25 protein-coding genes, 1 pseudogene and 1 riboswitch are annotated in these 26,583 nt (G+C 36.5%); of the genes and pseudogenes, 9 read left to right on the forward strand and 17 right to left on the reverse strand.

Annotated features, from left to right (window positions below):
• Positions 1-5: 5 nt before the first annotated feature.
• The 6 genes from gatZ (at position 6) to C0975_RS03755 (ending at position 5,320) form a co-directional block, all read left to right on the forward strand.
• Positions 6-1,277 carry a tagatose-bisphosphate aldolase subunit GatZ gene (gene gatZ / locus C0975_RS03730; protein WP_101775053.1) on the forward strand — a complete coding sequence of 424 codons (1,272 nt, stop codon included), beginning with the start codon at positions 6-8 and terminating at the stop codon, positions 1,275-1,277.
• Complete coding sequence (gene gatA / locus C0975_RS03735) at positions 1,274-1,720, forward strand: PTS galactitol transporter subunit IIA (RefSeq protein WP_101775054.1); 447 nt, start codon at positions 1,274-1,276, stop codon at positions 1,718-1,720. The genes gatZ and gatA overlap by 4 nt, the downstream gene beginning before the upstream one ends.
• 13 nt (positions 1,721-1,733) lie before the next feature.
• Positions 1,734-2,018, forward strand: a complete 285-nt coding sequence (gatB, locus tag C0975_RS03740; RefSeq protein WP_101775055.1) for a PTS galactitol transporter subunit IIB — start codon at positions 1,734-1,736, stop codon at positions 2,016-2,018.
• A 39-nt stretch (positions 2,019-2,057) separates the two neighbouring features.
• Positions 2,058-3,422: a PTS galactitol transporter subunit IIC gene (locus C0975_RS03745; RefSeq protein WP_101775056.1), complete on the forward strand. Its 1,365-nt coding sequence runs from the start codon at positions 2,058-2,060 to the stop codon at positions 3,420-3,422.
• A gap of 11 nt (positions 3,423-3,433) precedes the next feature.
• Positions 3,434-4,477, forward strand: a complete 1,044-nt coding sequence (gatD, locus tag C0975_RS03750) for a galactitol-1-phosphate 5-dehydrogenase (RefSeq protein ID WP_101775057.1) — start codon at positions 3,434-3,436, stop codon at positions 4,475-4,477.
• A gap of 63 nt (positions 4,478-4,540) precedes the next feature.
• Complete coding sequence (locus tag C0975_RS03755) at positions 4,541-5,320, forward strand: DeoR/GlpR family DNA-binding transcription regulator (protein WP_101775058.1); 780 nt, start codon at positions 4,541-4,543, stop codon at positions 5,318-5,320.
• A 109-nt stretch (positions 5,321-5,429) separates the two neighbouring features.
• On the opposite strand, the gene moaA is transcribed toward C0975_RS03755, so the two are convergent.
• Positions 5,430-6,443 (reverse strand): GTP 3',8-cyclase MoaA, encoded by a 1,014-nt coding sequence (moaA, locus tag C0975_RS03760; protein ID WP_101775059.1) that lies wholly within the window; start codon positions 6,441-6,443, stop codon positions 5,430-5,432.
• A riboswitch (molybdenum cofactor riboswitch) is annotated at positions 6,432-6,580 on the reverse strand. (Overlaps the previous gene by 12 nt.)
• A gap of 211 nt (positions 6,581-6,791) precedes the next feature.
• Here moaA and C0975_RS03765 point away from each other — a divergent pair.
• On the forward strand, positions 6,792-7,724 hold the full coding sequence (locus C0975_RS03765) for a gluconeogenesis factor YvcK family protein (RefSeq protein WP_101775060.1): 933 nt from the start codon (positions 6,792-6,794) through the stop codon (positions 7,722-7,724).
• A 56-nt stretch (positions 7,725-7,780) separates the two neighbouring features.
• Here C0975_RS03765 and C0975_RS03770 read toward each other — a convergent pair whose 3' ends face one another.
• The 6 genes from C0975_RS03770 to C0975_RS03795 all read right to left on the reverse strand — a co-directional run bounded on the left by C0975_RS03770 (position 7,781) and on the right by C0975_RS03795 (position 13,603).
• Entirely contained in the window at positions 7,781-8,269 is a 489-nt protein-coding gene (locus tag C0975_RS03770; protein WP_101775061.1) for a C40 family peptidase, read from the reverse strand.
• 76 nt (positions 8,270-8,345) lie between these two features.
• Positions 8,346-8,642 carry an integration host factor subunit alpha gene (locus C0975_RS03775; RefSeq protein ID WP_101775062.1) on the reverse strand — a complete coding sequence of 99 codons (297 nt, stop codon included), beginning with the start codon at positions 8,640-8,642 and terminating at the stop codon, positions 8,346-8,348.
• A gap of 3 nt (positions 8,643-8,645) precedes the next feature.
• Positions 8,646-11,033: a phenylalanine--tRNA ligase subunit beta gene (pheT, locus tag C0975_RS03780; protein WP_101775063.1), complete on the reverse strand. Its 2,388-nt coding sequence runs from the start codon at positions 11,031-11,033 to the stop codon at positions 8,646-8,648.
• A 111-nt stretch (positions 11,034-11,144) separates the two neighbouring features.
• Positions 11,145-12,128, reverse strand: a complete 984-nt coding sequence (gene pheS, locus C0975_RS03785; RefSeq protein WP_101775064.1) for a phenylalanine--tRNA ligase subunit alpha — start codon at positions 12,126-12,128, stop codon at positions 11,145-11,147.
• A 257-nt stretch (positions 12,129-12,385) separates the two neighbouring features.
• Positions 12,386-12,904 carry a ClbS/DfsB family four-helix bundle protein gene (locus C0975_RS03790; RefSeq protein ID WP_101775065.1) on the reverse strand — a complete coding sequence of 173 codons (519 nt, stop codon included), beginning with the start codon at positions 12,902-12,904 and terminating at the stop codon, positions 12,386-12,388.
• Positions 12,905-12,940: 36 nt separating this feature from the next.
• On the reverse strand, positions 12,941-13,603 hold the full coding sequence (locus tag C0975_RS03795; RefSeq protein ID WP_101775066.1) for a TIGR01621 family pseudouridine synthase: 663 nt from the start codon (positions 13,601-13,603) through the stop codon (positions 12,941-12,943).
• Between the two features lie 102 nt (positions 13,604-13,705).
• On the opposite strand from C0975_RS03795, the gene C0975_RS03800 reads away from it, so the two are divergent.
• Positions 13,706-14,350, forward strand: coding sequence for a histidine phosphatase family protein (locus C0975_RS03800; RefSeq protein ID WP_101775067.1), 645 nt, complete (start codon positions 13,706-13,708; stop codon positions 14,348-14,350).
• 46 nt (positions 14,351-14,396) lie between these two features.
• Here C0975_RS03800 and folC read toward each other — a convergent pair whose 3' ends face one another.
• From folC to codB, 5 genes are all read right to left on the reverse strand, one after another.
• Positions 14,397-15,725: a bifunctional tetrahydrofolate synthase/dihydrofolate synthase gene (folC, locus tag C0975_RS03805; protein WP_101775068.1), complete on the reverse strand. Its 1,329-nt coding sequence runs from the start codon at positions 15,723-15,725 to the stop codon at positions 14,397-14,399.
• Positions 15,718-16,632: an acetyl-CoA carboxylase, carboxyltransferase subunit beta gene (gene accD / locus C0975_RS03810; RefSeq protein ID WP_101775069.1), complete on the reverse strand. Its 915-nt coding sequence runs from the start codon at positions 16,630-16,632 to the stop codon at positions 15,718-15,720. Before accD ends, folC begins: the two co-directional genes overlap by 8 nt.
• Before the next feature lie 84 nt (positions 16,633-16,716).
• Positions 16,717-17,511, reverse strand: a complete 795-nt coding sequence (truA, locus tag C0975_RS03815) for a tRNA pseudouridine(38-40) synthase TruA (protein ID WP_101775070.1) — start codon at positions 17,509-17,511, stop codon at positions 16,717-16,719.
• Between the two features lie 139 nt (positions 17,512-17,650).
• Positions 17,651-18,913 (reverse strand): cytosine deaminase, encoded by a 1,263-nt coding sequence (locus C0975_RS03820; RefSeq protein ID WP_101775071.1) that lies wholly within the window; start codon positions 18,911-18,913, stop codon positions 17,651-17,653.
• A 9-nt stretch (positions 18,914-18,922) separates the two neighbouring features.
• Positions 18,923-20,149: a cytosine permease gene (gene codB / locus C0975_RS03825; RefSeq protein ID WP_101775072.1), complete on the reverse strand. Its 1,227-nt coding sequence runs from the start codon at positions 20,147-20,149 to the stop codon at positions 18,923-18,925.
• Positions 20,150-20,367: 218 nt separating this feature from the next.
• Between codB and C0975_RS03830 the strand changes: the two are divergent.
• Positions 20,368-21,179, forward strand: a pseudogene (locus C0975_RS03830) (DNA ligase).
• 35 nt (positions 21,180-21,214) lie between these two features.
• On the opposite strand, the gene aroG reads toward C0975_RS03830, so the two are convergent.
• The 5 genes from aroG to C0975_RS03855 form a co-directional block, all read right to left on the reverse strand.
• Positions 21,215-22,300: a 3-deoxy-7-phosphoheptulonate synthase AroG gene (gene aroG, locus C0975_RS03835; RefSeq protein ID WP_101775073.1), complete on the reverse strand. Its 1,086-nt coding sequence runs from the start codon at positions 22,298-22,300 to the stop codon at positions 21,215-21,217.
• A gap of 109 nt (positions 22,301-22,409) precedes the next feature.
• Positions 22,410-23,663 (reverse strand): lipoprotein-releasing ABC transporter permease subunit LolE, encoded by a 1,254-nt coding sequence (gene lolE, locus C0975_RS03840; protein ID WP_101775074.1) that lies wholly within the window; start codon positions 23,661-23,663, stop codon positions 22,410-22,412.
• Entirely contained in the window at positions 23,664-24,347 is a 684-nt protein-coding gene (lolD, locus tag C0975_RS03845; RefSeq protein ID WP_101775168.1) for a lipoprotein-releasing ABC transporter ATP-binding protein LolD, read from the reverse strand.
• A gap of 16 nt (positions 24,348-24,363) precedes the next feature.
• Positions 24,364-25,554, reverse strand: coding sequence for a lipoprotein-releasing ABC transporter permease subunit (locus C0975_RS03850; RefSeq protein ID WP_101775075.1), 1,191 nt, complete (start codon positions 25,552-25,554; stop codon positions 24,364-24,366).
• 78 nt (positions 25,555-25,632) lie between these two features.
• On the reverse strand, positions 25,633-26,583 hold the full coding sequence (locus tag C0975_RS03855; protein WP_101775076.1) for a 2-hydroxyacid dehydrogenase: 951 nt from the start codon (positions 26,581-26,583) through the stop codon (positions 25,633-25,635).

Below are 26,583 nucleotides of genomic sequence, written 5' to 3' on the forward strand. Positions count from 1 at the left end.
TAAAAATGGAAAAATTGTTGAAAAGACATAAAGCCAATGAATTAGTTGGTATCACATCTATTTGTTCTGCTCATCCTTTAGTAATTGAGGCCGCTTTACATTTTGATTTAAATACGCAAAATGATGTTCTCATTGAAGCAACATCCAACCAAGTTAATCAATTTGGTGGCTATACAGGCATGCGCCCAATTGATTTCAAAAATTTTGTATACAGTATTGCTGAAAAAATAGGTTTTCCTAAACAGCGCATTATCTTAGGCGGAGATCATTTGGGTCCAAATTGTTGGCAAAATGAACCCGCAGCAGTTGCAATGGAAAAAGCAAAAGAGTTAGTTGTTGAATATGCTAAAGCTGGTTTTAGCAAAATCCATTTAGATGCTTCAATGTCCTGTTTTGATGACCCGACTCCTCTTACAGCAGAGGCTATCGCAGAACGAGCGGCTGAATTATGTTTAGCCATTGAAACTTCACTTCCTCAACAGCAATATACTAACATCACTTATATTATTGGCACAGAAGTGCCAGTTCCAGGAGGAGAATCTCATACAATTTCAACTGTTGAAGTTACGACTGTGGAAAGTGCAAAAGAGACTATTGAAACGCATCGTATAGCCTTTGAAAAACGCGGATTACAAGATGCTTTTAAGCGCATTATTGGTTTAGTCGTTCAACCTGGAGTGGAGTTTGATCATTCTAATGTCATTTTATACCGACCAGAGTTTGCGAAAGAACTATCAAATTTTATTGAACAAACTCCTTATATTTTCGAAGCCCATTCTACAGATTATCAAACGCCAGCGGTTTATCGAAATTTAGTCAAAGATCATTTCGCTATCTTAAAAGTAGGGCCAGCTCTTACTTTTGCTTTACGTGAAGCATTATTTGCTTTAGCTAAAATTGAAGATAGATTAATTTCACCAGAGAAGAAAAGTTATCTACTTGATATTGTTGATCAAGTTATGCAGGATAACCCCAAGTATTGGAGTAAATACTATTCTGAACAACATTCAAAAGCCATGATTGATCTCTATTTTAGTTTATCAGATCGAATTCGTTATTATTGGCCAAATGAACGTATTAATTCAGCAGTTGAAAAACTCATTGATAATTTATTAAAAGAGAAAATTCCTTTAGGTTTATTAAGTCAATATTTACCTGAACAATATCGTAAGGTCGTACAGCAAAAAATTGAAGCAACCCCTACCGCACTTATTTTAGACAAAATTCAACAAGTCCTAACAGATTATGCTTATGGTTGTTATGGAGGCGTAGAATGACCACTAAACTATTCATTAATACGAATATTGAATTTATGGGTACCGATGATGCTCTTAATCACCTTGCAGATACTTTTATTGCCCAAGGAATAGTGAAAGAAAGTTACCGTAAAGCAATCTTTGAACGCGAATTAGAATTTCCAACAGGTATTGCATTAGAACAACATGCTGTTGCAATTCCCCATTGTGATGCAGAACACGCACTACAACCAGCAATCTATTTTATTCGTCCAGTAAAAACGGTGAAATTTAACCGTCCTGATGAAGATGGTACTGTTGATGCTGAATTAATTATTGCATTGGTTGTAACTGATCCTAGAGAACAACTTACATTACTACGTAATTTATTTGGCAAATTACAACATGCTGAATTTATTGAAACGCTTATTAAATCTTCAAAGCAAGATTTATTAAGCATTATTAAAGAAAACTTTTTGCTTTAATTAGGAGATGAACATGAAAAAGAAAGTCATTGTTGCTTGTGGTGGTGCTGTTGCAACTTCAACTTTAGCTGCTGAAGAAATTAAAGAGCTATGTGCAGAAAATGATATTGAACTGGAACTTGTTCAATGCCGCATTAACGAAATTGCCAGTTATATTGATGGCGTAGATTTAATTTGTACGACTTCTAAAGTCACCCAAGATTTTGGTGATATTCCATTAGTTCATGGCATGCCATTTGTTTCCGGTGTAGGTATTGATGAATTAAAAGAAAAAATCACCAATATTTTAAAAGACTAATTTTCACTTAGTAGTATAACAACTCATAAGGAGTAAGCTATGTTTACTGAAGTTATGCAATATATTTTAGATCTTGGTCCTGCTGTTATGCTACCAGTATTGATTATATTATTTTCATTAATTTTAGGGATGAAATTTGGAGAGTCTTTCAAAGCTGGTTTGCAAATCGGTATTGGTTTTGTTGGAATTGGGTTAGTTATTGGTTTAATGTTAGATAGCATTGGTCCTGCTGCTAAAGCAATGGCACATACTTTTGATATTAAACTTAATGTTATTGATCTTGGTTGGCCTGGTGCCTCACCTATCACATGGGCATCACAAATTGCGTTGATCGCGATTCCAATTGCTATTGTTACGAATATCATCATGCTTGTATTAAAAATGACCCGTGTCGTTAATGTGGATATTTGGAATATTTGGCATATGACATTCACTGGGGCATTGGTACATATTGCAACAGGATCATATTGGTTAGGTATTTTAGGTGTGATTATTCATGCCGCATTTGCTTATAAACTAGGTGATTGGTTTAGCCGTGATACAAGAAATTACTTTGAATTAGAAGGAATTGCTATTCCACATGGTACTTCTGCTTATCTAGGACCAATCGCAGTATTAGTGGATACTATAATTGAAAAAATTCCAGGTTTAAACAAAATTCATTTCTCTGCAGATGATTTACAAAAACGTTTTGGAACATTAGGTGAACCAGTTACCGTAGGCTTTATTATGGGGGTTGTTATTGGCGTATTAGCAGGCTATTCCGTTAAAGATACATTGCAACTTGCCATTAAAACGGCCGCTATCATGTTACTAATGCCACGAGTAATTAAGCCAATTATGGATGGTTTAACACCAATTGCTAGACACTCTCGTAAGAAATTACAAGCTAAATTTGGCGGTGAAGAATTCCTAATTGGTTTAGATCCTGCATTACTACTCGGTCATACATCAGTTGTATCTGCAAGCCTTATCTTTATTCCACTGACTATTTTAATTGCTGTACTGTTACCAACAAACCAAGTTTTACCATTCGGTGATTTGGCTACTATCGGTTTCTTCGTTGCAATGGCAGTTGCAGTACACCAAGGAAATCTATTTAGAACACTTATTTCAGGTACCATAATCATGTCAATCACTTTATGGATCGCCACGCAAACTATTGCGCTCAATACACAATTAGCTGCAAATGCGGGTACATTAAAAGCCGGCGAACAAGTAGCCTCTATGGACCAAGGTGGCTCACCAGTAACCTATTTATTAATCCAATTATTAACTTGGGAAAATATTGCTGGTTTAGTTGTTATCGGAATCATTTATTCTCTTGGTGTCTTCTTGACATGGCGCAGAGCAAAAGCTGGTGAACAAGCAGATCGAGCAGCACAAAGTGCGATTGAAAAATAAGGAGTTTTATGATGAAAGCTGCTGTTGTACAAGAAAATCGCAAATTGATTCTTGCTGATATTGATAAACCAAGCATAACTCATCCTGATGATGTCTTAGTTAAAGTTAAATATTCTGGAGTATGTGGCTCAGATATTCCACGTGTATTTCATCATGGCACTCATTTTTATCCTATTGTATTAGGCCATGAATTTTGTGGAATAGTAGAAGATTTTGGTGAAAACGTGACGGAAATAAATAAAGGAGACTATGTAGTCTGCGCTCCTCTGCTTCCGTGCTTCCATTGCCCTGAATGTGAAAAAGGATTCTACTCGCTTTGTAAAAATTACAGTTTTATCGGTTCGCGCTGTAATGGTGCAAATGCCGAATACGTTAAAATGAACAAAGCTAACGCAGTAAAAGTTTCGCCTGATTCGGTTGCATTACATAATACCTTTATCGAACCAATCACGGTAGGGCTTCATGCAATCCACCTTGCAGAAGGCTGTGAAAATAAAAATGTTATTATCATCGGAGCAGGAACAATCGGGTTATTAGCTGCACAAGCTGCAAAAGCTTTAGGCGCTAAAACAGTATCTGTTATTGATATTAATCCAGATAAACTCAATTTGGCTAAGGAATTAGGTGTTGATTTTGTGTTTAATTCAGCAGAATTAGATGCTGAACAGATTTATCAACAATTCGAGCCATATCGTTTTGATCAACTGCTTCTTGAAACAGCAGGAGTTCCACAAACTGTTGAATTAGCTATTCAAATTTCGGGGCCTAAGGCACAGGTTGCGCTCATTGGCACATTGCACAATGATTTAAACCTAAATCAAAAAGTATTTGGGCTTATTTTGCGTAGAGAACTTTGTATTTTAGGTTCTTGGATGAATTACTCTAAGCCATGGCCTGGTGAAGAGTGGAATCAAGCCGTTAACTTAGTGCAACAAGGAAAAATTCAATTTGAACCACTTATTGCCTCAATAAACCATTTAGAAGATTTCATTGAAGAAGTAAAGCGTTTAGATGGTAACGCAATGAATGGAAAAATTATGTTGAAATTCGATTAAAAGAGAAGATAATAAAAAGCGTGTGAAACTTTCATACGCTTTTATTTATTATAAGGAATAATTATGAACACTTTTGAAAGGAGAAAAGAAATACTTGAACTATTACATGAACAAGGTAGTGTTGTAGTTACTGATTTAGCAAAACGTTTTGATATTTCAGAAGTATCCATTCGAGCCGATTTACGTATTTTAGAAGAACAAAAACGTTTAGTTCGTTTCCATGGTGGCGCAGGCCTACTACAATTCCATACAGAGCAAGTATTCTCAGAACAAGAAGAAACTAAACTATATGATCGTTATTCTCTTTCGTCTGATCCAAAATCCCATATTGCAAAGCTCGCAGTAAGCCTCATCAAGGAAGGAGATACTATCATTCTTGATAGTGGCAGTACGACAATGATGATTGCGATAGAATTACTTAGAATCAAGAATATTACTGTTATTACAAATAATCTTCCTGCCGCCGCACTACTTTCTGATTCACCAGAAATAACGTTGGTCGTTTGTGGAGGCTATGTAAGACACAAAACAAGATCCATGCACGGTAGTATTGCTGAAAATACGTTAAAAGGAATTCGAGCAGATATTATGTTTGTTGGTGCTGATGGTGTTGACCCTCATATTGGATTAACAACGTTTAATGAAGGCTATGGAATCAGTGCTATCATGGCAAATATTTCGACAAAAGTCGTTTGTGTGGTCGATTCTACAAAATTTAATCGTAGTGGCTTTAATCTTGTTTTACCAATTAATAAAGTGGATTTATTAATCACTGATGAGCAAATCTCTGAAGAAACTCAGCGGGAATTAGAGAAGCAAAATATTATAGTAAATGTTGCTTGATTTTATTCTTGATGGATAAAGTGCGGTTAATTTTTCGCACTTTTTTATTTTGGCACGTAAATAGTATAGAAGAACAAAAAGTGCGGTCAAAATTTAGAAAATTTTGAAATTAGCCACCAATACTGGCTAAATTAGCACGGACTCCGCTATCACCACTGTGTAAGAAATGATGCTCACGTTTGCCTTGTAATGCAGAATAAAGCCGCGCTTGTAACTGGATCTGTTGTTCGTCAGATTGTAATAAATCTCGCAAGTCTACCCCTTCTTCACCAAATAAGCAAAGATGGAGTTTACCTTTAGCAGAAACTCTAAGTCGGTTACAGCTTGCACAGAAGTGCTTTTCGTAAGGCATGATTAAACCAATTTCACCTCGATAATCCGGATGTTTAAATACTTTTGCAGGACCGTCAAGTATACCTTTTGTTTGTAACACCCAACCTGTTTGCAATAATTTATCTGCTAAAACCTGTCCAGATAAATGATATTGATGGAAAAAGCGATCCATTTCGCCAGTTTGCATTAACTCAATAAAACGCATTTGAATTGGTTTATCTTTAATCCATGCCAAAAATTGTGTAAATTCTGTGTCATTAAGCTGCTTCATTAACACTGAATTGACTTTAATTTTTGCATAACCCACATCAAAAGCTCGCTCAATCCCACGCATCACATCATCAAACTTGTTCACACCAGTAATACGATGAAACATACGTGGATCAAGGCTATCAACACTGACATTAATTGAAGTTACACCTGCATCACGCCATTTTTCAACGTCTTTTGCCATGCGAAATCCATTGGTCGTTAATGCAATTTGTTTGATACTTTCTATTCGCGCAATAGTTTCAACAATAGGGAGAAAATCTTTACGTAACGTCGGTTCACCACCAGTAATACGTACTTTTTCCGTTCCCATTGCAGCAAAACTGTTAACGACACGACGAATCTCATCAAGAGTTAAAAAACTTGGTTTATTCGGTTCTGGTTGGTAGCCATTTGGTAAGCAATAATTACAACGAAAATTACACATATCAGTAATTGATAAGCGTAAATAGTAGTATTGTCGCTGGAAGGCATCGACTAAACGATCATGCCCGATGTGTTTAATTGGAATAGATTGCATTTCACACCTTTCTAAAACATGAGAGGATAAACCGTTTCCAGCGTATCCCTGAATAGTATAATTTTTTATACTATTGGCATTACCACCATATTTTTTATTAAAACGTAGGTTAAGTAAGCTCGGAGTTATGCGATAATTAAGTCATTAAATTTTTAATTTGTATTGTAAGAGATATATTCAAGCGATTGCAAACAAATAATATGATCTAACGCATAAAATAAGAAAATTCTTTAAAATCAAATATATAATTAAATATATAGCGCTGTTTTTTCTACCTCATTTTAGGTGGAAAAAGAACTTTGTTATGTAATAAATGTCTTTATTACAAAACGAATCAAGGAAAACACAATGCCAGAATTCACACGTCGTACCCAATATGAAAATTTAGACCATGTTAAACATATTGTCGCTATTGGTGGTGGCCATGGACTTGGGCGTTTAATGTCCGCATTGAGTTTTATGAAAGAACGTCTAACTGGTATTGTAACAACCACAGACAATGGCGGCTCAACAGGTCGTATTCGTTTAAATCATGGCGGTATTGCTTGGGGAGATTTGCGTAATTGCTTAAATCAAATTATTACAGAGCCAAGTACTGCTTCTGCACTATTTGAATATCGTTTTTCTGGTAGCGGCGAGCTTGCAGGTCACAATTTAGGCAACTTAATGCTTAAAGCACTCGAAAATATGCATATTCGCCCAATTGAGGCAGTTAATTTAGTACGCGATTTATTGCATGTCAAATCACATATTATCCCGATGTCAGAAAGCTCAGTTCACCTTGCAGCTATATTACAATCAGGTGCTAGTATTGTTGGAGAAGTGAGTATAGATAACCTAACAGAATTGCCTAAATCGATTTTCCTTGTACCATTAGTCCCAGCCACCCCTGAAGCAATTGCAGCTCTAAAACAAGCAGAAGTTATACTATTTGGACCGGGTAGCTTTTTAACAAGTATTTTACCACCTATTCTTTTGCCTGAAGTGATTGACACCTTACAACAAAGTCGTGCTAAAAAGATTTTCATTGATAATTTGGGCATAGAACACAGCCCTGCTGCAAACCTCACTCTTTCTGATCGCATACAATGGATTCATCATACAGTAGGTCAAGCAATTATTGATGGCGTAATTGTATCAACAAGTGCGGTCGATTTTTGCGAAAATTTGAACATCAAGGTTATGGCTCGTCCATTACATGCTAATGATATCTGTTATCGACATGATCGCACCTTATTATCAAAAGCCATTGATGATTTGATTGGTGAATTATCTGTTTAAGACTACCCTAAATCACTATACCCATTTGTGTAATAATTAAGGAACCGTAATGTTGCTTAAATACGTCTTGCTTGCCAGTACTTCTTCGACCAATAGGGGCTATTTAATGAAGAATAAATTACGCCACCTTTGGTTGAAGCGTGTAAAAATAAATCATCTTTAACATAAATACCAACATGATAGCCATTGGGTCCTCGACCTGTTTTGAAAAAAACCAAGTCGCCAGTTTGAATATCACTCTTAGCAATTAATTTACCATATTTAGCTTGTTGTGATGTCATACGTGGTAACGCAATATTAAAACGATCTAGAAATGTCTTTTGTACAAAGCCAGAACAATCAATTCCCTTTCGACTTTGTCCACCTAAACGGTAAGGAGTGCCAGCCCATTCCCTCTGCTGTTCACTCAACAATGCAATGACCATAATAGGATCATTTAACTGACCTTTATAACGAATATTATCAGTAGTTTTATTTGAACTACTACAAGCTGACAATACACACACAAAAGTGAGCAATATCAATGAGGTTAAGCAATTTTTCATTTCATGTCCTAATAAAAACCAAAGCTATCCGAGGTTTCCCATGGATAGCTTAGGATATCATTTAATTGAGAAGATTTTAGCTTTTAGGTTTCGTTTTTTCCACTCTAGCCCGCAGTTTCTGACCAGGTTTGAAAGCTACAACTCGGCGAGCAGAAACGGGTACACTTTCGCCTGTTTTGGGATTTCTACCTGGACGAGAAGCTTTATCACGTAGTTCAAAATTACCAAAACCAGAGAGCTTCACATCTTCGCCAGCCTCTAAAGCAATGCGAATTTCTTCAAAAAAATGTTCAACTAATTCTTTTGCATCGCGTTTATTTAAGTTAAATTTCTCAATTAAGTTGTCTGCGAGTTCTACTTTGGTCAGTGTCATAATTTAATCTCTCAAATAAGCATTAAAACGTTGTTTTAACTTAGATAATACAACAGAAACCACTGCGTTGATATCATCTTCCTCAAGGGTCTTTTCATTGTCTTGGATAATCAAGCTAATCGCTAAACTTTTATGTCCTTCAGCAACACCACTACCTTGGTAAACATCAAATAAATTTACTTGTGTTAATTTTTCACCAGCAACAGTTCGACAAGCATCTAGAATATCACTTGCCGCAATATCATCGGCAACAACAACCGCTAAATCACGTCGGTTAGCAGGGAAACGAGAAATTTCTTTTGCCTGAACAACATGACGAGTAGCAATTGCGCTCCAAAGAATTTCAAACACCACTACTTTACCATTCAAACCGAGCTGTTTTGCTACATTTGGATGAAGAGTACCAATAAAACCAATCTCTTCACCATTCAACATAATCGCAGCTGATTGACCAGGATGTAATGCTGGATATGATTTTGCTATAAATTTAACCAAATTACTAGTGCCAGTAAGCGATAAAATGCTCTCTAAGTCCCCCTTGAGATCAAAGAAATCGACATTTTCTGATTTTCCAGTCCAATGCTCTACTTTTTTTGCTCCCGTAATTACTGCAGATAATACAAATTCTTGGCGAATACCGAATTCAGCTTTACTATCTGGCATAAAACGTAAACCCGTTTCAAATAAACGTACACGAGTTTGCTGACGATTTTGGTTATATTGTACCGCCTCTAATAAGCCACTTAATAAGGACAAGCGCATTGCTGACATTTCCACTGAAATTGGATTTGGTAATACAAACGTGTCTTGCTGAGGGTGTAACAAGCCTTGTATCTTTGGATCAACGAAACTATAAGTAATTGCTTCTTGATAATCTGCGTCAACCAGTGCGGTTTTAATTCGAGTCAAATCTAAATCAGCTTCTTTATGTTCGCGCATACGTAAATGAGCTAATGGCGCATTATTTGGAATACTGTTATAGCCATAGATACGTGCTACTTCTTCAATTAAATCTTCTTCAATTTCAATATCAAAACGCCAACTTGCAGAAGTAACAGTCCAAACATCATTGGCATAACTGACCTGTAAGCCTAAACGTTCAAAAATGTCTGTAACAACTTCAGTTTCAATATAATGCCCTAATAAAGAATCTAATTTTTCACGATGTAGTTTCACTTGATTCAGTTTTGGCAGATATGCAGGATTTGTTACTTCACAAATTTCACCAGCCTCACCACCACAAATTTCTATTAGAAGCGCAGTTGCTCTCTCCATTGCTTTACGCGGTAATTCAAAATCAACACCTCGCTCAAAACGATGAGAAGAATCAGTATGTAATCCATATTGCCTTGCACGACCAGCAATTGCCAATGGCGCAAAGAAAGCCGCTTCTAAAATGATATCTTTTGTTTCACTATTAACACCACTTACTGCACCACCAAAAATACCTGCCATTGCTAATGGACCATTTTGATCTGCAATTAATAACGTATTATCTTTTAATTTTGCAGTTGAGCCATCTAACAATACTAATTCTTCACCTACTTTTGCCATACGTACTTGTACTGGTTGTGCGACTTTAGTTGCATCAAATGCGTGCATTGGCTGTCCAAGTTCTAACAAAATATAGTTAGTAATATCAACCACAGGATCAATTGAACGAATACCACAACGACGTAATTTTTCCTGCATCCATATTGGTGATTGGGCTTTCACATTGATATTTTTCACTGCACGTAATAAATAACGAGGACAGGCTTCTGGTGCTGAAACCTCAATTGCCACTTTATCCATAATAGTCGGTTGGATTGGTGCAAAGTGCGGTACATTTAGTGCAAGTTTATTGATGACTCCTACTTCACGGGCAATACCTACCATGCTTAAACAATCTGCACGGTTTGGCGTTAAGCTAATTTCAATACTGTTATCATCTAGTTGTAAGTATTCCCGTAAATTTATACCAATTGGCGCATCTTGTGGTAATTCAATGATACCACTTGCATCAACATCAATGCCTAATTCACTAAATGAACACAACATCCCTTCAGAAGGTTGACCACGTAATTTGGTTTTCTTTATTTTGAAATCACCTGGCAGTATTGCACCATCAGTAGCACAAGCCACTTTTAACCCCTGACGACAATTTGGTGCACCACAAACAATATCTAATAAACGCTCCCCACCCACATTCACTTTCGTTACACGTAATTTATCGGCATCAGGGTGCTGGCTACATTCCACAACTTCACCGACTACAACACCAGTAAAATCACCTGCTACCTTTTCCACGCCATCGACTTCTAAACCAAGCATCGTGATTTGATCACATAACTGTTCGGTGCTAATTGCTGGATTAACCCACTCACGCACCCATAATTCACTGAATTTCATGCTATTAACCTTTTTATTTTTTATAAGCGCTTTATTGATTAAGCCCTAAAAATTGCTGTTAATTCTAATTGGCAAACGGATGAGTCTGCCCTGCGGTTTCATCTAACTAGTTTATTTAAATTGCTTCAAGAAACGTAAGTCGTTTTCAAAGAATGAACGTAAATCTGTGACATTGTAACGAAGCATGGTTAAACGCTCCACTCCCATGCCTACCGCAAAACCAGAATATTCATTTGGATCAATACCTACATTGCGTAGTACATTTGGATGAACCATGCCGCAGCCTAAGACTTCTAACCATTTACCATTTTTTCCCATCACATCCACTTCCGCAGAAGGTTCTGTAAATGGAAAATATGATGGGCGGAAGCGAACTTGTAAATCTTCTTCAAAAAATGCGCGTAAGAAATCATGTAATAAGCCTTTTAACTCTGTAAAGTTAGCTTTTTTATCAACATAAAGTAATTCAATCTGGTGAAACATTGGCGTATGGGTTTGATCATAGTCGTTACGATAAACACGTCCTGGCGCCATAATACGAATTGGCGGTTGCATTTTTTCCATGGTACGAATTTGTACTCCAGAAGTTTGGGTACGTAACAATAATTCAGGGTTAAACCAGAAAGTATCATGATCAGCACGAGCTGGGTGGTGTTTAGGAATATTTAATGCATCGAAATTGTAATAGTCACTTTCAATTTCAGGTCCGCTTTCGACAGAAAAACCCAACTCAGAAAAGAATTTTGTCACACGATCGATTGTAATAGTGACAGGGTGTAGTCCACCTGTTTCGACTTTACGCCCTGGCAAACTTACATCAATTTTTTCTTTTATTAACTGGGCATTTAGCTCTGCGGCTTCAAGCTGTGCTTTTTTTTCATTAAGTGCATTTTGTGCAACTTGCTTGGCGTCATTAATTTTTTGCCCTACCGCTGGACGTTCTTCTGGTGAAATATCTCTCAGCCCTTGCATTAAGGCAATAAATGGTCCTTTTTTACCAAAATATTCAACACGAATAGCATCTAATACTTTGCCATCTTCCGCACGAGCAATCGCATCCAATGCTTGCGCGGTAATTTGTTCTAGGTTTTGCATACCTGTCCTCTAAAAATTCAATTATGCGGTGAAAAATATTATTAATGATAATATTAACTGATTAAAAAATCACGCATTTATTGGTGTTTTTCGTGTTTTAAGCAATATCTTTTTTGATAATTTTTTATGTATTAAATAAAAAACCATAAGATTTTAAATAAAACGCTTGATTAGCAAAGATAACATGATGAATGAGAAGGCAGTATAAGAGAGACGAAATGTGACTCAATGCAACTGTTCTTAATCGTATTGCGTATTTATAAACAGCATTTTTTCCATTTTATTATTTTACTTCTGAACGTCGTAAAAGGGGCTACTGTATTGATATGAATAAATTGATATACTGCCCATGTAGCTGTTTTTGTAGCTTGAATGGTCCATTTTCTTTGATGAGGTAAAAAAAGTGTAGTATCAGCCATTGTGTCAATCATCAAGTACAATTCTTGAATATTGTTAGCTAACACCAATTTCAATTCTGCTAACGATAAATACGCATATTGTTTATTAAACCATTGATAAAGTTTACCAAGTTGATTCCATTTAAAATCATCAGATGGAGTCTTGACATCTAACCCTTCTCGTTCATTGCTTTCCCACTTTAATAATAACGTCGTCCATCCCACTTGATATGCTAAATTCTGTGCAGGCGTTCTATCAACATTTTCACATGCTTTATCTTTTAAATTTTCGGGAATTCCCTCAAACGCTAAAATGTATTTTTCATAAGTTTTTTGGATTTCATTTTTTAGCTCTGTTTTATTAGCATAATGGCGCATAATAAACCCCTATATCATTTGATTTCAAAACATGAGTTATTTAATATTCAATTCTGTGATTAATTGAATCAAATTAATTCTCTGAAACATCTGACCATAAATAGGTAAACATTGGATGTCAATATGTTGCCCTTGATAACAAAATTGTAAACGATAAGCATGCAAGTAAGTGCGGTCAATTTCTGGTGAATTTTTACCATAGAGTTGATCACCTAAAATCGGACTACCTAAACTTTTCATTGCAACACGTAATTGATGAGTTTTGCCTGTTTTAGGTTGTAAAATAAATAAACGTAAATTTGGCTCACAACTGATTGAATGAAATCGAGTAATCGCAGGATTTTCTTTAGTAGGACACAATTTCCACGCACCACGACGCGCTTTTTGCATATCTCCTATGATCAATCCTTGTTTTTTCTTTGGCTTGTCCACGGATAAAGCTAAATACGTTTTCTGAATACTCTGTTGAGCAAATAATTGTGATAATGTTTGTGCTGCTTGAGCATTTAGTGCCAAAATTAATAATCCTGAAGTGACCTTGTCTAAACGATGTACTAACCAAACTTGAGGTACATTTAACTGATGGGCAATAAGAGTAGTCAGACCTATTTCTGCTTGATCTTTATGCACACTTATACCACAAGGTTTATCAATAACCACAAAATCAGCATGTTGATAAATAATCGTAATAGACGGCATAATTTCTCTCACAAGTGAAAATCATAAAATTATAACATAAGCAAATATTTTATGGAGCGAATCTCATTTTTAGCTATAATTTCTTGCTAGCAAAGAGGAATATTGATGAAAACACTCCGATTTTATTTAGTCCGACATGGCAAAACATTATGGAACGAGCAAGGTTTATTTCAAGGTAGTGGCAATTCGCCTTTAACTGATAGTGGTATTCAAGGCGCAAAATTAACTGGAGAGGCATTATTTGATACACCTTTTATTGCTGCATATTCCAGCACTTTACAACGCACTATTGATACGGCAACTTATATCCTAGCCAATCGAAACGTGCCACTTTTTCAGCATCAAGGCTTAAATGAACAATCTTTTGGTCTATGGGAAGGGCAATCTATTACACAATTAAAAGATTGTACAGAATATCACCAAATGCGTGAAGACCCAGCTAATTACAAAGCACAAACTAATGGCGGTGAAACATATCAACAACTCGCTATTCGTGCATTTAATGCGATACGGGACATTATTAAAGTGCATTCTAAAGGAAACATTTTGATTGTATCCCATGGGCATACGCTACGCATATTATTAGGCTTGTTTAATGGTGCTACTTGGCAAAACCATCGCGAAGCCGGTAAAAGCCCAGCATTATTGAATACATCAATTAGTATTGTGAGTTATCAGCAGTATAGTGATGAACAAGGAAGATTTGTGATTGAAAGCTACAATGATGTAACACATTTAAATAAATAAAACACCCTTAAAATATCAAGGGTGTTATTTAAAGTAATAAGAGATTTTACAGCAATTGTAAAAACTCACCGACAGTATAGAACGAACCGAATACCAGTACAGTATCTTTCTGGCTCGCCTGCTGTAATGCGTGTGTTACACCATGCTCAACTGAAGGCTGACTCTCTGCTGACAATGCCATTGTTTGGGCTTGTGCGATTTGTTGCAACGTCACAAAAAGTTCTTCGCCACGTTGACCACGGTAACCTGTTAAAGTGACACAATACCAATGATCAATAAGAGTTAACAACGGGTTAAATATACCTTGTGTATCTTTATCTTTTAATATACCACACACCGCAAAAATCTTACCGCAGCCTTGTTGTTTAAGTGTAGTCAATTTTTCTGCCAAATAATTAGCTGCATGTGGATTATGCCCGACATCAATAATCACTCGTGGTAATACTTCTACAGCTTTATTAATGTGTTTCGCCAGTTGTTGCAAATCAATATGTTTGACTGTTTGGAAACGTCCAGTTAATTCTACATCTTGTAAAGATTGACGAATTACGGCTTCTGAAATTGTAAAAGGTAATTGTTCAATTGTCGCTAATGCTGTCGCAGCATTAGCTAATGGAATTTGACAAATGGGCAAATTTTCAAACTGCATTTTTTGTCCAGTCCAATTCCAACAGTGAGAATCTGCAGTAAAAAACCAGTCAATATCGCGACAAGAAGTCTGACACGCCAGTGAGTTAGCATGATTCAACACTTTTTGGGGAATGTTAGATTCACCAATAATAGCAGCTTTGTTAGCACGAAAAATACCTGCTTTCTCAAAACCAATTTGCTCTCGATCTGAACCTAAGAAATCTACATGATCAATATCAATACTAGTAATCACAGCGATATGACTATCAACCATATTAGTGGCATCTAAGCGCCCACCTAACCCCACTTCTAAAATGACAATATCTAATTTTGCTTGTTTAAATAAATGCAATGCAGATAACGTACTAAATTCAAAATAAGTTAAAGACTGCGTCTTATTTTGCTCAATAAACGCAAAGGATTGAGTATGTATATTATCGGCTAATTCTTGATTTTGAATACGCACTCGTTCATTGTAACGAATTAAATGCGGTGAAGAATACACGCCTACTTTATAGCCTGCATTCATTAACATCATTTCAAGTAAACGACAAGTTGTCCCTTTACCATTAGTACCACCGACTGTAATGACAAAAGGGGCAGGTGTTAACAAATTTAAATGCGCTGCAACAGACTTAACGCGTTCAAGTCCCAAATCAATTGCTTTAAAATGGCTATTTTCTAAATAATAAAGCCACTCCGCTAGAGGCGAAGTGGCTGTTAATGATGAAATTGGATTATTCATTATCAGTTTTACTTTCTTCGATTTCTTCAATCAATTCAGGTTCAACAAAAGGTGATGGCTTATTCATCAATTTACTTAATAAACTCGCTAAGGTTTGGCGCATTTCACCACGCTTAACGATCATATCAATCGCCCCTTTTTCTAATAAAAATTCACTACGCTGGAATCCTTCAGGCAATTTTTCGCGTACAGTTTGCTCAATAACACGAGGGCCTGCAAAACCAATTAATGCTTTTGGCTCCGCAATATTAACATCACCAAGCATAGCAAAACTGGCAGATACACCACCTAAAGTTGGATCGGTTAACACTGAAATAAAAGGGACTCCCTGTTCACGCATTTGAGCTAATACTGCACTGGTTTTTGCCATTTGCATTAATGAAAACAAAGCTTCTTGCATACGTGCGCCACCACTAGCAGAAAAACACACAAACGGACAATTTTGCTCAATAGCTTTTTCTGCTGCTTGTACAAATTTAGCACCAACGACAGACCCCATGGAGCCGCCCATAAAACTAAAATTTGATGCAGCAGCTACTACAGGCATACCGTATAATGTCCCCTGCATTACAATTAATGCATCTTTTTCACCCGTTTCTTTTTGTGCGGCAGAAAGACGATCTTTATATTTCTTTAAATCTTTAAACTTAAGAATGTCTTTTGGTTCTAAATCTGCTGCGAATTCTTGTACACTATCTTTATCCAACAAAGCCAAAAGACGTTCTCTTGCATCAATCCGCATATGATGACCACATTTTGGACACACTTCTAAATGACGTTTTAACTCATCACGATATAAAACTTGTTCACAAGCACTACATTTTGTCCAAACACCTTCTGGTACATTGGACTTACGAGAACCTGTTGAAGAAGTATTTTTGCTAAAAATTCGATCAATCCAGCTCATTTTAACCCTTTTTATTTAACGAGAAAATTCGACGTATTACACCACAATTTAGGCTAAGATTCCAGAAATAAAGGTCTGATCTGGCTACCATAATTCATTTTCTAAAAACAGCGGACCTAATGTATTTTGTGGTAAATTAAACTGATCAGGATAACTTACATTAACCAAGTAAAGTCCTTCTGATTTTGCTGTAGGTGCGGCTAAAGTACGATCTTTTTGTGCTAATAACCAACTTATCCACTCTACGGGCTGATGACCAGCACCGACTTCTATTAGACTCCCCACAATATTACGCACCATATGATGGACAAAGGCATTAGCTTGAATATCCACAATAATATAATGCCCTCGACGAATCACCTGTAAATGCTGTACATGACGAAATGGTGTATGAGATTGGCATTGTGCTGCTCGGAAAGAGGAAAAGTCATTCTCACCCAATAACGCTTGACCAGCTTCATGCATAAGTTGATGATCAAGTGCTAAATGATAATGTGCTATACCTTCAGACAAAATTGCTGAACGTAATTTATGACAATATAAAATATAGCGATAACGGCGAGCTGTCGCGCTAAAACGTGCATGAAAGCTATTATCAACAACTTTTGCCCAACTCACTGAAATATCATCAGGCAAATTCGCATTAACACCAAAAGTCCATGCTTTTTCAGGACGATTAGCATTTGTTTCAAAATGAACTACTTGTCCTGTCGCATGAACCCCAGAATCCGTTCTTCCTGCACAAAAAATATGACAGTTTTCATTTGCTACAAAAGAAATCGCTTTTTCTAATTCTTGTTGAACACTGGCGACATTTTCCTGTCGTTGCCAACCAAAATAATTTTTTCCGTTATATTGAATACCTAATGCGACTTTCATAATGTTTATTTTATTGCTACTCATGTATTTTTATATAGCGTATTATAGATGAGATTCATCTAGCAATAAAATAACAAAATACTGACTTAGCATTTTTTTAATAATTTGCTTTTGTCTAAGTACACCGAATACATTTTATTTAACCGTAAGTAACTATCTCTGCGTTATCCAAATAAATCTGAGTTTCTGCAAGTTTAGTTTCTGCAATAATCTGACCTTGACGAATTGAATAACGCGTTGGTACCTGTCTTCTTACTGCGTCAAAACCATTTTGCGCAGGTAAAATAATCAGGTTAGCAGAATGTCCTTCTTCAATGCCATAATCTGTTAATCCGAGTGCTTTTGCACTATTATCCGTGACCAACTTTAAACCATCATTAATTTGCCCATAGCCCATTAATTGACATACATGTAATCCCATGTGGAGCACTTGTAGCATATTAGCGGTACCTAATGGATACCAAGGATCGAATACATCATCATGTCCAAAACAAACATTGATATTGTTTTTCAGCATTTCTTTTACACGAGTAATCCCTCGACGTTTTGGGTATGTATCAAAGCGTCCTTGCAAATGAATATTAACGAGTGGATTAGCCACAAAATGAATGCCTGATAATTTTAACAACCGGAATAAACGTGACGCATAAGCACCATTATAAGAGTGCATCGCAGTAGTATGGCTAGCAGTGACTTTATCGCCCATTTCATATTTCAGTGCCAATGCCGCAACAGTTTCCACAAAACGTGATTGCTCATCATCAATTTCATCACAATGAATATCTATTTGTTTGCCATACTTACGCGCAATATTAAATGCAATATGCATTGATTCCACACCATATTCACGCGTAAATTCAAAATGTGGAATGCCGCCTACCACATCAGCGCCCATTGCCATTGCTTGATCAAGTAAAGCTTCACCATTTGGATAAGATAAAATGCCCTCTTGTGGAAATGCCACAATTTGTATATCAATCCAAGGTGCAACTTCTTGTTTCACTTCTAACATAGCTTTAAGTGCAGTCAATGTGGGATCGGAAACATCCACATGGGTACGCACATATTGTACGCCATTTGCGATTTGCCATTTTAACGTTTTCCATGCACGGGCTTTCACATCTTCATGACTTAACATAGATTTACGCTCAGCCCAACGTTCAATCCCTTCAAATAAGGTACCAGACTGATTCCAATTTGGCTGACCAGCAGTTTGTGTTGCATCAAGATGGATATGTGGTTCAACAAAAGGAGGATAAGCAATGCCTTGCTCTGCATCTAAAATATCACCATCATAGGCTACGATTTCATCATTAGAACAAATACGCATAATTTTGCCATGTTCAATGAGAATTTGCCAAAGCCCTTCTTTATTTGCTAAATGTACATTTTTAATTAACATAACTGACTCCTATTTTGTTGCTAACATTTTTGCAAACAATGGATTAAGTATTAAATACGAGATAGCACCACCCAATACAGCATTGACAGGAATAATACCAGGTAAATATTTACCACAAGCAACACCAATTGCAACAGCAGCAATTGCAATCCAATTAATATTAACAAATTTTGCCTGATCGAAATTTTGATATGCTTTGTGGCGTAAAACATAATCCGCAATAATGACACCACCAACTGGCGGAATTGCAGAAGAAAGGAAAGTGAGCCAGCCTACAAAATTGTTATATAACCAAAGTGCTGCAAGTGTTCCTATCACACCATTTGCCATTGATAAAATACGGCTGCTTAATCCTGTAATATTTGCAAAACCCAAACCTGAGGCATAAAGTGCATTATCATTCGTTGTCCAAATATTTAAGCCTAATACAATAATCGCAGGCAAAATTAACCCTTGCGCGACCATTACATCTGAAATATCAGCCATACCTTTTACTGAAGCTCCTGCTGCACCAAAAATAAACATTAAGGAATTACCTAAAAAGAAAGCTATCATGCTGATAATAATCGCTTGTTTCGGTACACGTCCAAAGCGAACAAAATCTGCAGTTAGACTGCCCGCACTAATAAATGATCCGATAACTAACGTAATCGCCATTGGTAATGACATACTCTCTTTTGGCACAATAGCTCTCAATACCTCTAATCCACCAGCATCAGTCACTGCCAAATACACAGAATAAGAACCAAGTACTGCAATTGCAGGAACCGCTACTGCTGATAAAATAGTTAATGCTGAAATACCAAAATAAACGGTTACTGTCATTAATGCCCCAGAAACAATGATGAGTGTATTTACATCAATGCCAGTGACTTTATTTACTGGGATAGCAAACATCGCAACACCCACACCAAACCAACCAACTTGTGTTCCACCGAGTAGTAATGAAGGTAACCAAGAACCTTTCACTCCAAACGAATAACGCGCTAAAATATGGGTAGTTAAGCCTGTCTTTGCACCGATGTAACCTAAACAAGAAGTGTAAACACCCAGCATTAAGTTACCAATTAAAATTGCCATCCAAAAATCATCATAAGTTAATGATGTGCCAAGTGTCCCCCCTGTCCACATACTGGCAGAAAAGAAAGTGAGTCCAAGCATTACAAATGTTAGTGCAATTCCTCCTTTACGTTCATTTTGTGGCACTGGCTTTAAACTATAATTATCCAAGCTCATTATTCATTCCCTACTAAAAAATAAAAAAATCGCTGCATTATAATCCGCCTCGCTAAAAAAGCAAACGTTTGCGTCATAAAAATGAAAAGATTTTTTATTTATAAATTTTTTTTGATGTCTACGATCCGAATCACAAAAATAAGTAAGATATCGGTTTTCCTAGCTCCAATCTCATTACACTTTTCATTCTTCTCAAATCAAATAATAAAGGAGTAAATATGCGCTATTGGCTATCTGGTTCTCTATTATGGTTTTCATTGAGTTTAAATGCTAAAGCACCAGAATTAATGTTAGTCAATGAATATAAAAATCAGAATGTTAATGGATGGGTAATGAGTGAAAAATTAGATGGCATACGCGGTTATTGGGATGGGCAACAACTTTATACACGCCAAGGAATAATATTATCTGTCCCAGATTACTTCATACAACATTTTCCGCCTTTTGCTATTGATGGTGAACTCTTTAGTCAACGCAATCAATTCGAGCATATTTCTTCTATTGTACGCTCACAGCAAGATAACGGTTGGCATAAATTAAAGCTATATGTTTTTGATGTCCCAAACGCACAAGGCAACTTATTTGAACGATTAGCGGTATTAAGACAATATCTCAATCAACATCCTTCTCCTTATATTGAAATTATTACTCAAATCCCAATCCAAATACCCAGCACATTCAAACTTTTCTAAAACAAGTTGAACAGCAGCAGGGAGAAGGCATAGTATTGCGCAATCCACTTGCACTTTATGGACGAAAATACAGTAGTCAAATTTTAAAGCTAAAGATCGTACAGCAAGAAGAATGTAAAGTGATTGCTCATCACCAAGGCAAAGGACAATTTGCTAATTACTTTGGTGCATTAACCTGTGAAAACCAGCGTGGACAATTTAAAATTGGTTCTGGTTTTAGCTTAGATGATCGCCTTAATCCACCACCAATTAATTCTCTTATTCGTTACAAATATCGTGGCTTAACTAAAAATGGCAAACCAAAATTCGCGACTTATTGTCAACAAGTCAAAGAGTAAAAAAACCACCTTCATCGAAGGTAGTTTTTATTTAATTACAGCTTCAAATGTCGGCGAGAAGTGACCGCACTTGATAATGCCTCAAGTGCATGCTCACTATCTTCCCAACCAATACATGCATCAGTAATACTCTGTCCATAAGTTAATGCTTTACCATCTACAAGATCTTGACGCCCTTCAACAAGATGGCTTTCAATCATAACACCAAAAATTTGCGTTGAACCATTAGCAATCTGTTCACAAACACTCTGACAAACATCTAACTGCTTTTTAAACTGTTTATTACTATTCGCATGACTAAAATCCACCATGACATGCGGAATACGTCCATTTTTTGCAATATCAGCACAAACAACAGCAATATCTTCAGCACTATAATTTGGACCTTTATCCCCACCACGTAAAATAATATGGCAATCTTCATTACCGCGAGTAGAAACAATAGCAGAATGACCAAATTTTGTTACTGATAGGAAATAATGTGGTGCTTCAGCGGCGCCAATAGCATCTAATGCAATTCTAACTCCTCCATTCGTTCCATTTTTAAAACCAACAGCACATGACAAGCCAGAAGCTAATTCGCGATGTACTTGTGATTCAGTTGTTCTCGCCCCAATTGCTCCCCAACTCATAAAATCAGCGAGATATTGTGGTGTAATCATATCTAAAAACTCACCGGCTGCAGGCACGCCCAAATCATTCACATCAGATAATAATTTACGCGCCATACGCAACCCGTCATTTAAAGCAAAAGTGCCATTTAAATGTGGGTCATTAATTAATCCTTTCCAACCAACTGTAGTACGTGGTTTTTCAAAATAAACTCGCATAACTATTTCTAAAGTATCTTTATATTTTTCACGCACTGCCTTAATACGATTTGCATATTCAAGCGCAGAACGAGGATCATGAATAGAGCAAGGACCAATTACAACTAATAAACGATCATCTTTTTGATGAATAATATCATGTGCTTTTTTACGAGTTTCTTTTACAACTTGTGCAGCAGTTCTACTTGCTGGAAATTTTTCTAATAACGCAACGGGGGGTAAAACTTGTTCAATTTTATCAATACGAGTGTCATCATTTTCAATCTGAATTTCGTTCTTATATTCTGTCATTTTGCTCTCGCTTACTTCTTATAAATAAAATAGATTCAATCAGTTAGAACTAAATTTTAAACAATAAATACACTTAAAAGTGCGGTCACTTTTTTTATATTTTTCAAGTCTAGTGGCTACTCAGAACTTGAGCAGGCTGTAATTTTGCTGCTCGATTGGCAGGATAAAGACTTGCTATCAAACTTAATATTAGTGCAGAAACTAATACTAATAACACATCTTGCCAGTGTAATTCACTTGGTAAAAAATCAACAAAATAAATACCATCAGATAATAATTTTCTGCCAAGTAAAAATTCAATCCCTTGAATAAGTTGAGTTAAATTTAACGCGAGGACTACGCCTAAAAAAATACCAATTAAACACCCTTTCATGCCAGCTTGCAAGCCATACCACACAAAAATTTGTTTAATAAAACGATTATTAGCACCTAAAGTGCGCATAATTGCAATATCGCCTTGCTTATCTTTCACTGCCATAATCAACGTCGAAATAATATTAAAGCAAGCCACACTAATCACTAATACCATTGCAATATACATTACGCTACGAATAAGTTGAATATCACGATACATATAGCCAAATTTACTGATCCAATGTTGCGCATATAATGTCTGAGGATAATCTTGCAACATTGGATATTGTAACGCTTGAACTTCAAATGGTTGTTTGACTTTCAATTCAACGCCGTGAATTTGCTCTTGAGTTAGACCTATTAATGCTTGTGCTTGCGCTAAAGGCAGCAAAGCGTAGCTATGATCAAGTTGACCATCTAAACGCAAAATGCCACTGACTTGTACACGATGGCGAATAGGTTGAGATAATTGGTTATTTTTACTTTGCTGCGAAATCAATAAGGTCACCCAATCCCCCATTTGAACCTCAAGATCGCGCGCAATGCCATACCCTAAAATCAAACCACTTTGCTGACTAAAATCATGCCATGCATTATCTAACACAAAATTACCTAATGCGCTGACTTGATCTTGTGCTATCTTATCAACGCCTTTTACTTGTACAACTTTTAACTTAGTCCCATTTTCAACTAATGCTGTGAAACTAATATAGGGTGCAATACCTAGAATTTCTTCATGTTGCGCCAGTCGTTGCACAAGAGATGACCATTGATTAATTGCTTGTGGCTCATTTTCACTTGGATAAATTATAATTTCCGCATGAGGTACTACCGCAAGAATACGATTATTTAACTCGCGCTCAAAACCGTTCATTGCGCTTAAGCCTAAAATTAACACAGCTACACCTAATGCAATACCAATACTAGAAAACGTAGAAATCAAAGAAACAAGCCGATTTTTCTGCTTACTGCGTTGATAGCGCCAACTAATAAAAAAAGGAGTATTCATTTATAACGCCTCTCTTAATACACCATCTTGCATAACTAAACGACGCGCTAGTTTTTCTGCTAAGCTAAGATCATGAGTTACTAACAAAAAAGCAATATTTTGTTCATGATTAAGCTGTTGAATTAAGTCAAAGATACTTTCTGTTGTTTTACGATCTAAATTTCCCGTCGGCTCATCAGCCAATACTAAAGCGGGGTTATTAACTAAAGAGCGAGCAATCGCTACTCGTTGCCGTTCCCCACCAGACAAGGCTGAAGGACGGTGTGAAATACGATGTGCTAACCCAACTGCACTCAGCATTTTTTCTGCACGATCTTTCGCTTCTGTTTTATTTTGTTGCCCGATTAACATTGGCATCATGACATTTTCTAATGCAGTAAAATCTGCCATTAAATGATGAAATTGGTAAACAAAACCAAGATATTGATTACGTAACTGAGCCAATTGATTAGCATTAGCACGCTGTAAAGATTCTCCTTTAATAAATACTTCACCACTGCTTGGTTGATCTAAACCACCTAAGGTGTGCAATAACGTACTTTTACCTGATCCCGAACTTCCTACAATAGCAACAAGCTCTCCTGCCTCCATCGCAAAAGATACCCCTTTTAATACTTGTGTTTGTACTGTACCTTCTTGATAAAATTTACCGATATTTTGACAATGTAATAAATGTTGTTTCATCTTGCTTGCCGCTCTTTTATTCATAACGTAATGCTTCTGCAGGTTCAATTTTTGCTGCACGATAGGCTGGATAAATAGTGGATAGTAACGATAACAATAATGCAAAAGCAATGATTACTACAATTTGCACAGGTTCTAATGCAGTGGGTAAATAAATACCTTGAGGATTAATCAAATTAACAATACGATCTAAATTTAATGTGACTAATATGCCTAATAGCGTTCCAATCAATGTTCCTATAAAGCCCACTAAGCACCCTTGATAGATAAAAATTGACCGCACTTGACGTTTATTTAATCCCTGTGTTTGTAAAATAGCGATTTCTCCTTGCTTGTCTACCACCATTAAACTTAATGAAGTAATAATATTAGAAACAGCAACCACAATAATTAAACTAATCAATAAACCCATCATATTTTTTTCCATGCGCACTGCTTGGAAAAACTCGCCTTTTTGATTCCGCCAATCATTAATTTTCCACTGTTTTTCCGTAAAGTAATGCGGTAATTCAACAATTTGGAATGGATCTTGCAAAAACAAGCGATAACCTTGTGCCTGCTTTGGCTGAATACGCATTAAGCGTCCAATATCTGTCAAATTAACAAAAACTTGATAATTAGATGCTTCTCCACTCGTATAATAAATATCACTCACTGTAAATAAGCGTTGAACAGGAACACGCCCAAAAGGTGTATATTGGCTGTTTTCAGTAATCATTAAACGCACTTTATCACCGACATGCAATTGGAGCTTTTGTGCTAATTGAGCGCCAATCACTAAATTAAATTCATTGGGTGCTAGCACTTGTTCAAAATCATCATTGAACAATCCTGACAATAAAGGATCATCAGAAAGTTGTTGAACACCAATCACTTGTCCTGCACTTACGCCTTTTGCTGTTTGTAAAATGACATTAGTTTGATTAATCGCAACCGCTTTTTGCACAAAATCAGGTAAGGCGATCATCTTATCTTCTAAGTTTATTCGTTGGTTTTCAGGCATGATAATGGCATGTGGAATATCAGCAAGTACTTGCTGCTTTTGATGGCGCTCTAACCCGTTCATGACAGATAACACAATGATTAATGCCATGACCCCCAATACAATGCCGATACTAGCTAGATTAGTCACCAGTCGCCCAAAACGATCCGCACTTTTAGCACGCCAATAACGTAGGGCAATAAATAAAGGAACAGAAAATTTCATGTTTACCAAAAATTAGCAATAAAAATATCGTGCTATTATTGCATAAACACTATACAACAACACCACGATATTTATTCATTAAGTATTTAATTGATTCTTCACAAAGTCTTCAATATTCTGTGTTACTTTGCTGACCAAAGTCGTTACTGCGCTGTCTGACGCCCAAGCAATATGTGGAGTAACGATTAAATTAGGCAACTTGGTTGCAGCTTGAACAATCGGATTCTCTTTTTCAGGCGGTTCTTTCACTAGAACATCCAATGCTGCGCCACCTAAATGACCGTTTTCTAACGCTTCAACGAGTGCTTTTTCATCAACTAATGGGCCACGCCCTGTATTAATAAGGAACGCGCCTTTTTTCATTAAAGCCAACGTTTCTTTATTAATTAAATTTTGGGTTGTTTCCGTCAAAGGGCAATGTAAAGTAACAATATCCGCCTGTTTCAAAACTTCTACAAAAGGGGTATAACCCACTCGACAAGACGCCGCATCTTTATGTTCAGCATAAAGTACTTTCATCCCAACTGCGCTGGCTAAGCATCCTACTTCTGTCCCCAAACAACCTTTACCAACTATGCCTAACGTTGAACCTTTGACATCTGTAATTGGATAATCAAAATAACAAAATTGTTTACTCTCTGCCCATTTTGCTGACAACTGATCACGATACCAACTCATAATACTATGCTTTAATGCATAAATTAGCCCTAATACATGCTCTGGTACAGTTGTTGCAGAATAACCAGTAACATTTTTTACCGTAATACCAAGTTCTTTGGCAGCAACTAAATCAACGTTATTTGTCCCCGTTGCAGTAATTGCAATTAACTTTAATTTTGGTAATTGTTGCATGACCTGACGGCTAAATACGACCTTACTCGTTACTGCAATTTCAGCGTCTTGCATACGCTCAATCACTTCGTTAGCAGCAGTATGTTCATATTCAATCCATTGATGTTCAAAAGTTGGACGAGGAATTGGAATATGTTTAGGAATCGCTGTACTATCAAGAAAAACTATTTTTAACAT

This window comes from Pasteurella oralis, assembly GCF_002850605.1.
Taxonomy (GTDB): Bacteria; Pseudomonadota; Gammaproteobacteria; order Enterobacterales; family Pasteurellaceae; genus Pasteurella; species Pasteurella oralis.

Coding starts and splice junctions, on each gene's coding strand:
- gatZ (WP_101775053.1), top strand. CDS start 6: ATGGAAAAATTGTTGAAAAGACATAAAGCCAATGAATTAGTTGGTATC.
- gatA (WP_101775054.1), top strand. CDS start 1,274: ATGACCACTAAACTATTCATTAATACGAATATTGAATTTATGGGTACC.
- gatB (WP_101775055.1), top strand. CDS start 1,734: ATGAAAAAGAAAGTCATTGTTGCTTGTGGTGGTGCTGTTGCAACTTCA.
- C0975_RS03745 (WP_101775056.1), top strand. CDS start 2,058: ATGTTTACTGAAGTTATGCAATATATTTTAGATCTTGGTCCTGCTGTT.
- gatD (WP_101775057.1), top strand. CDS start 3,434: ATGAAAGCTGCTGTTGTACAAGAAAATCGCAAATTGATTCTTGCTGAT.
- C0975_RS03755 (WP_101775058.1), top strand. CDS start 4,541: ATGAACACTTTTGAAAGGAGAAAAGAAATACTTGAACTATTACATGAA.
- moaA (WP_101775059.1), bottom strand. CDS start 6,443: ATGCAATCTATTCCAATTAAACACATCGGGCATGATCGTTTAGTCGAT.
- C0975_RS03765 (WP_101775060.1), top strand. CDS start 6,792: ATGCCAGAATTCACACGTCGTACCCAATATGAAAATTTAGACCATGTT.
- C0975_RS03770 (WP_101775061.1), bottom strand. CDS start 8,269: ATGAAAAATTGCTTAACCTCATTGATATTGCTCACTTTTGTGTGTGTA.
- C0975_RS03775 (WP_101775062.1), bottom strand. CDS start 8,642: ATGACACTGACCAAAGTAGAACTCGCAGACAACTTAATTGAGAAATTT.
- pheT (WP_101775063.1), bottom strand. CDS start 11,033: ATGAAATTCAGTGAATTATGGGTGCGTGAGTGGGTTAATCCAGCAATT.
- pheS (WP_101775064.1), bottom strand. CDS start 12,128: ATGCAAAACCTAGAACAAATTACCGCGCAAGCATTGGATGCGATTGCT.
- C0975_RS03790 (WP_101775065.1), bottom strand. CDS start 12,904: ATGCGCCATTATGCTAATAAAACAGAGCTAAAAAATGAAATCCAAAAA.
- C0975_RS03795 (WP_101775066.1), bottom strand. CDS start 13,603: ATGCCGTCTATTACGATTATTTATCAACATGCTGATTTTGTGGTTATT.
- folC (WP_101775068.1), bottom strand. CDS start 15,725: ATGAATAATCCAATTTCATCATTAACAGCCACTTCGCCTCTAGCGGAG.
- accD (WP_101775069.1), bottom strand. CDS start 16,632: ATGAGCTGGATTGATCGAATTTTTAGCAAAAATACTTCTTCAACAGGT.
- truA (WP_101775070.1), bottom strand. CDS start 17,511: ATGAAAGTCGCATTAGGTATTCAATATAACGGAAAAAATTATTTTGGT.
- C0975_RS03820 (WP_101775071.1), bottom strand. CDS start 18,913: ATGTTAATTAAAAATGTACATTTAGCAAATAAAGAAGGGCTTTGGCAA.
- codB (WP_101775072.1), bottom strand. CDS start 20,149: ATGAGCTTGGATAATTATAGTTTAAAGCCAGTGCCACAAAATGAACGT.
- aroG (WP_101775073.1), bottom strand. CDS start 22,300: ATGACAGAATATAAGAACGAAATTCAGATTGAAAATGATGACACTCGT.
- lolE (WP_101775074.1), bottom strand. CDS start 23,663: ATGAATACTCCTTTTTTTATTAGTTGGCGCTATCAACGCAGTAAGCAG.
- lolD (WP_101775168.1), bottom strand. CDS start 24,347: ATGAAACAACATTTATTACATTGTCAAAATATCGGTAAATTTTATCAA.
- C0975_RS03850 (WP_101775075.1), bottom strand. CDS start 25,554: ATGAAATTTTCTGTTCCTTTATTTATTGCCCTACGTTATTGGCGTGCT.
- C0975_RS03855 (WP_101775076.1), bottom strand. CDS start 26,583: ATGTTAAAAATAGTTTTTCTTGATAGTACAGCGATTCCTAAACATATT.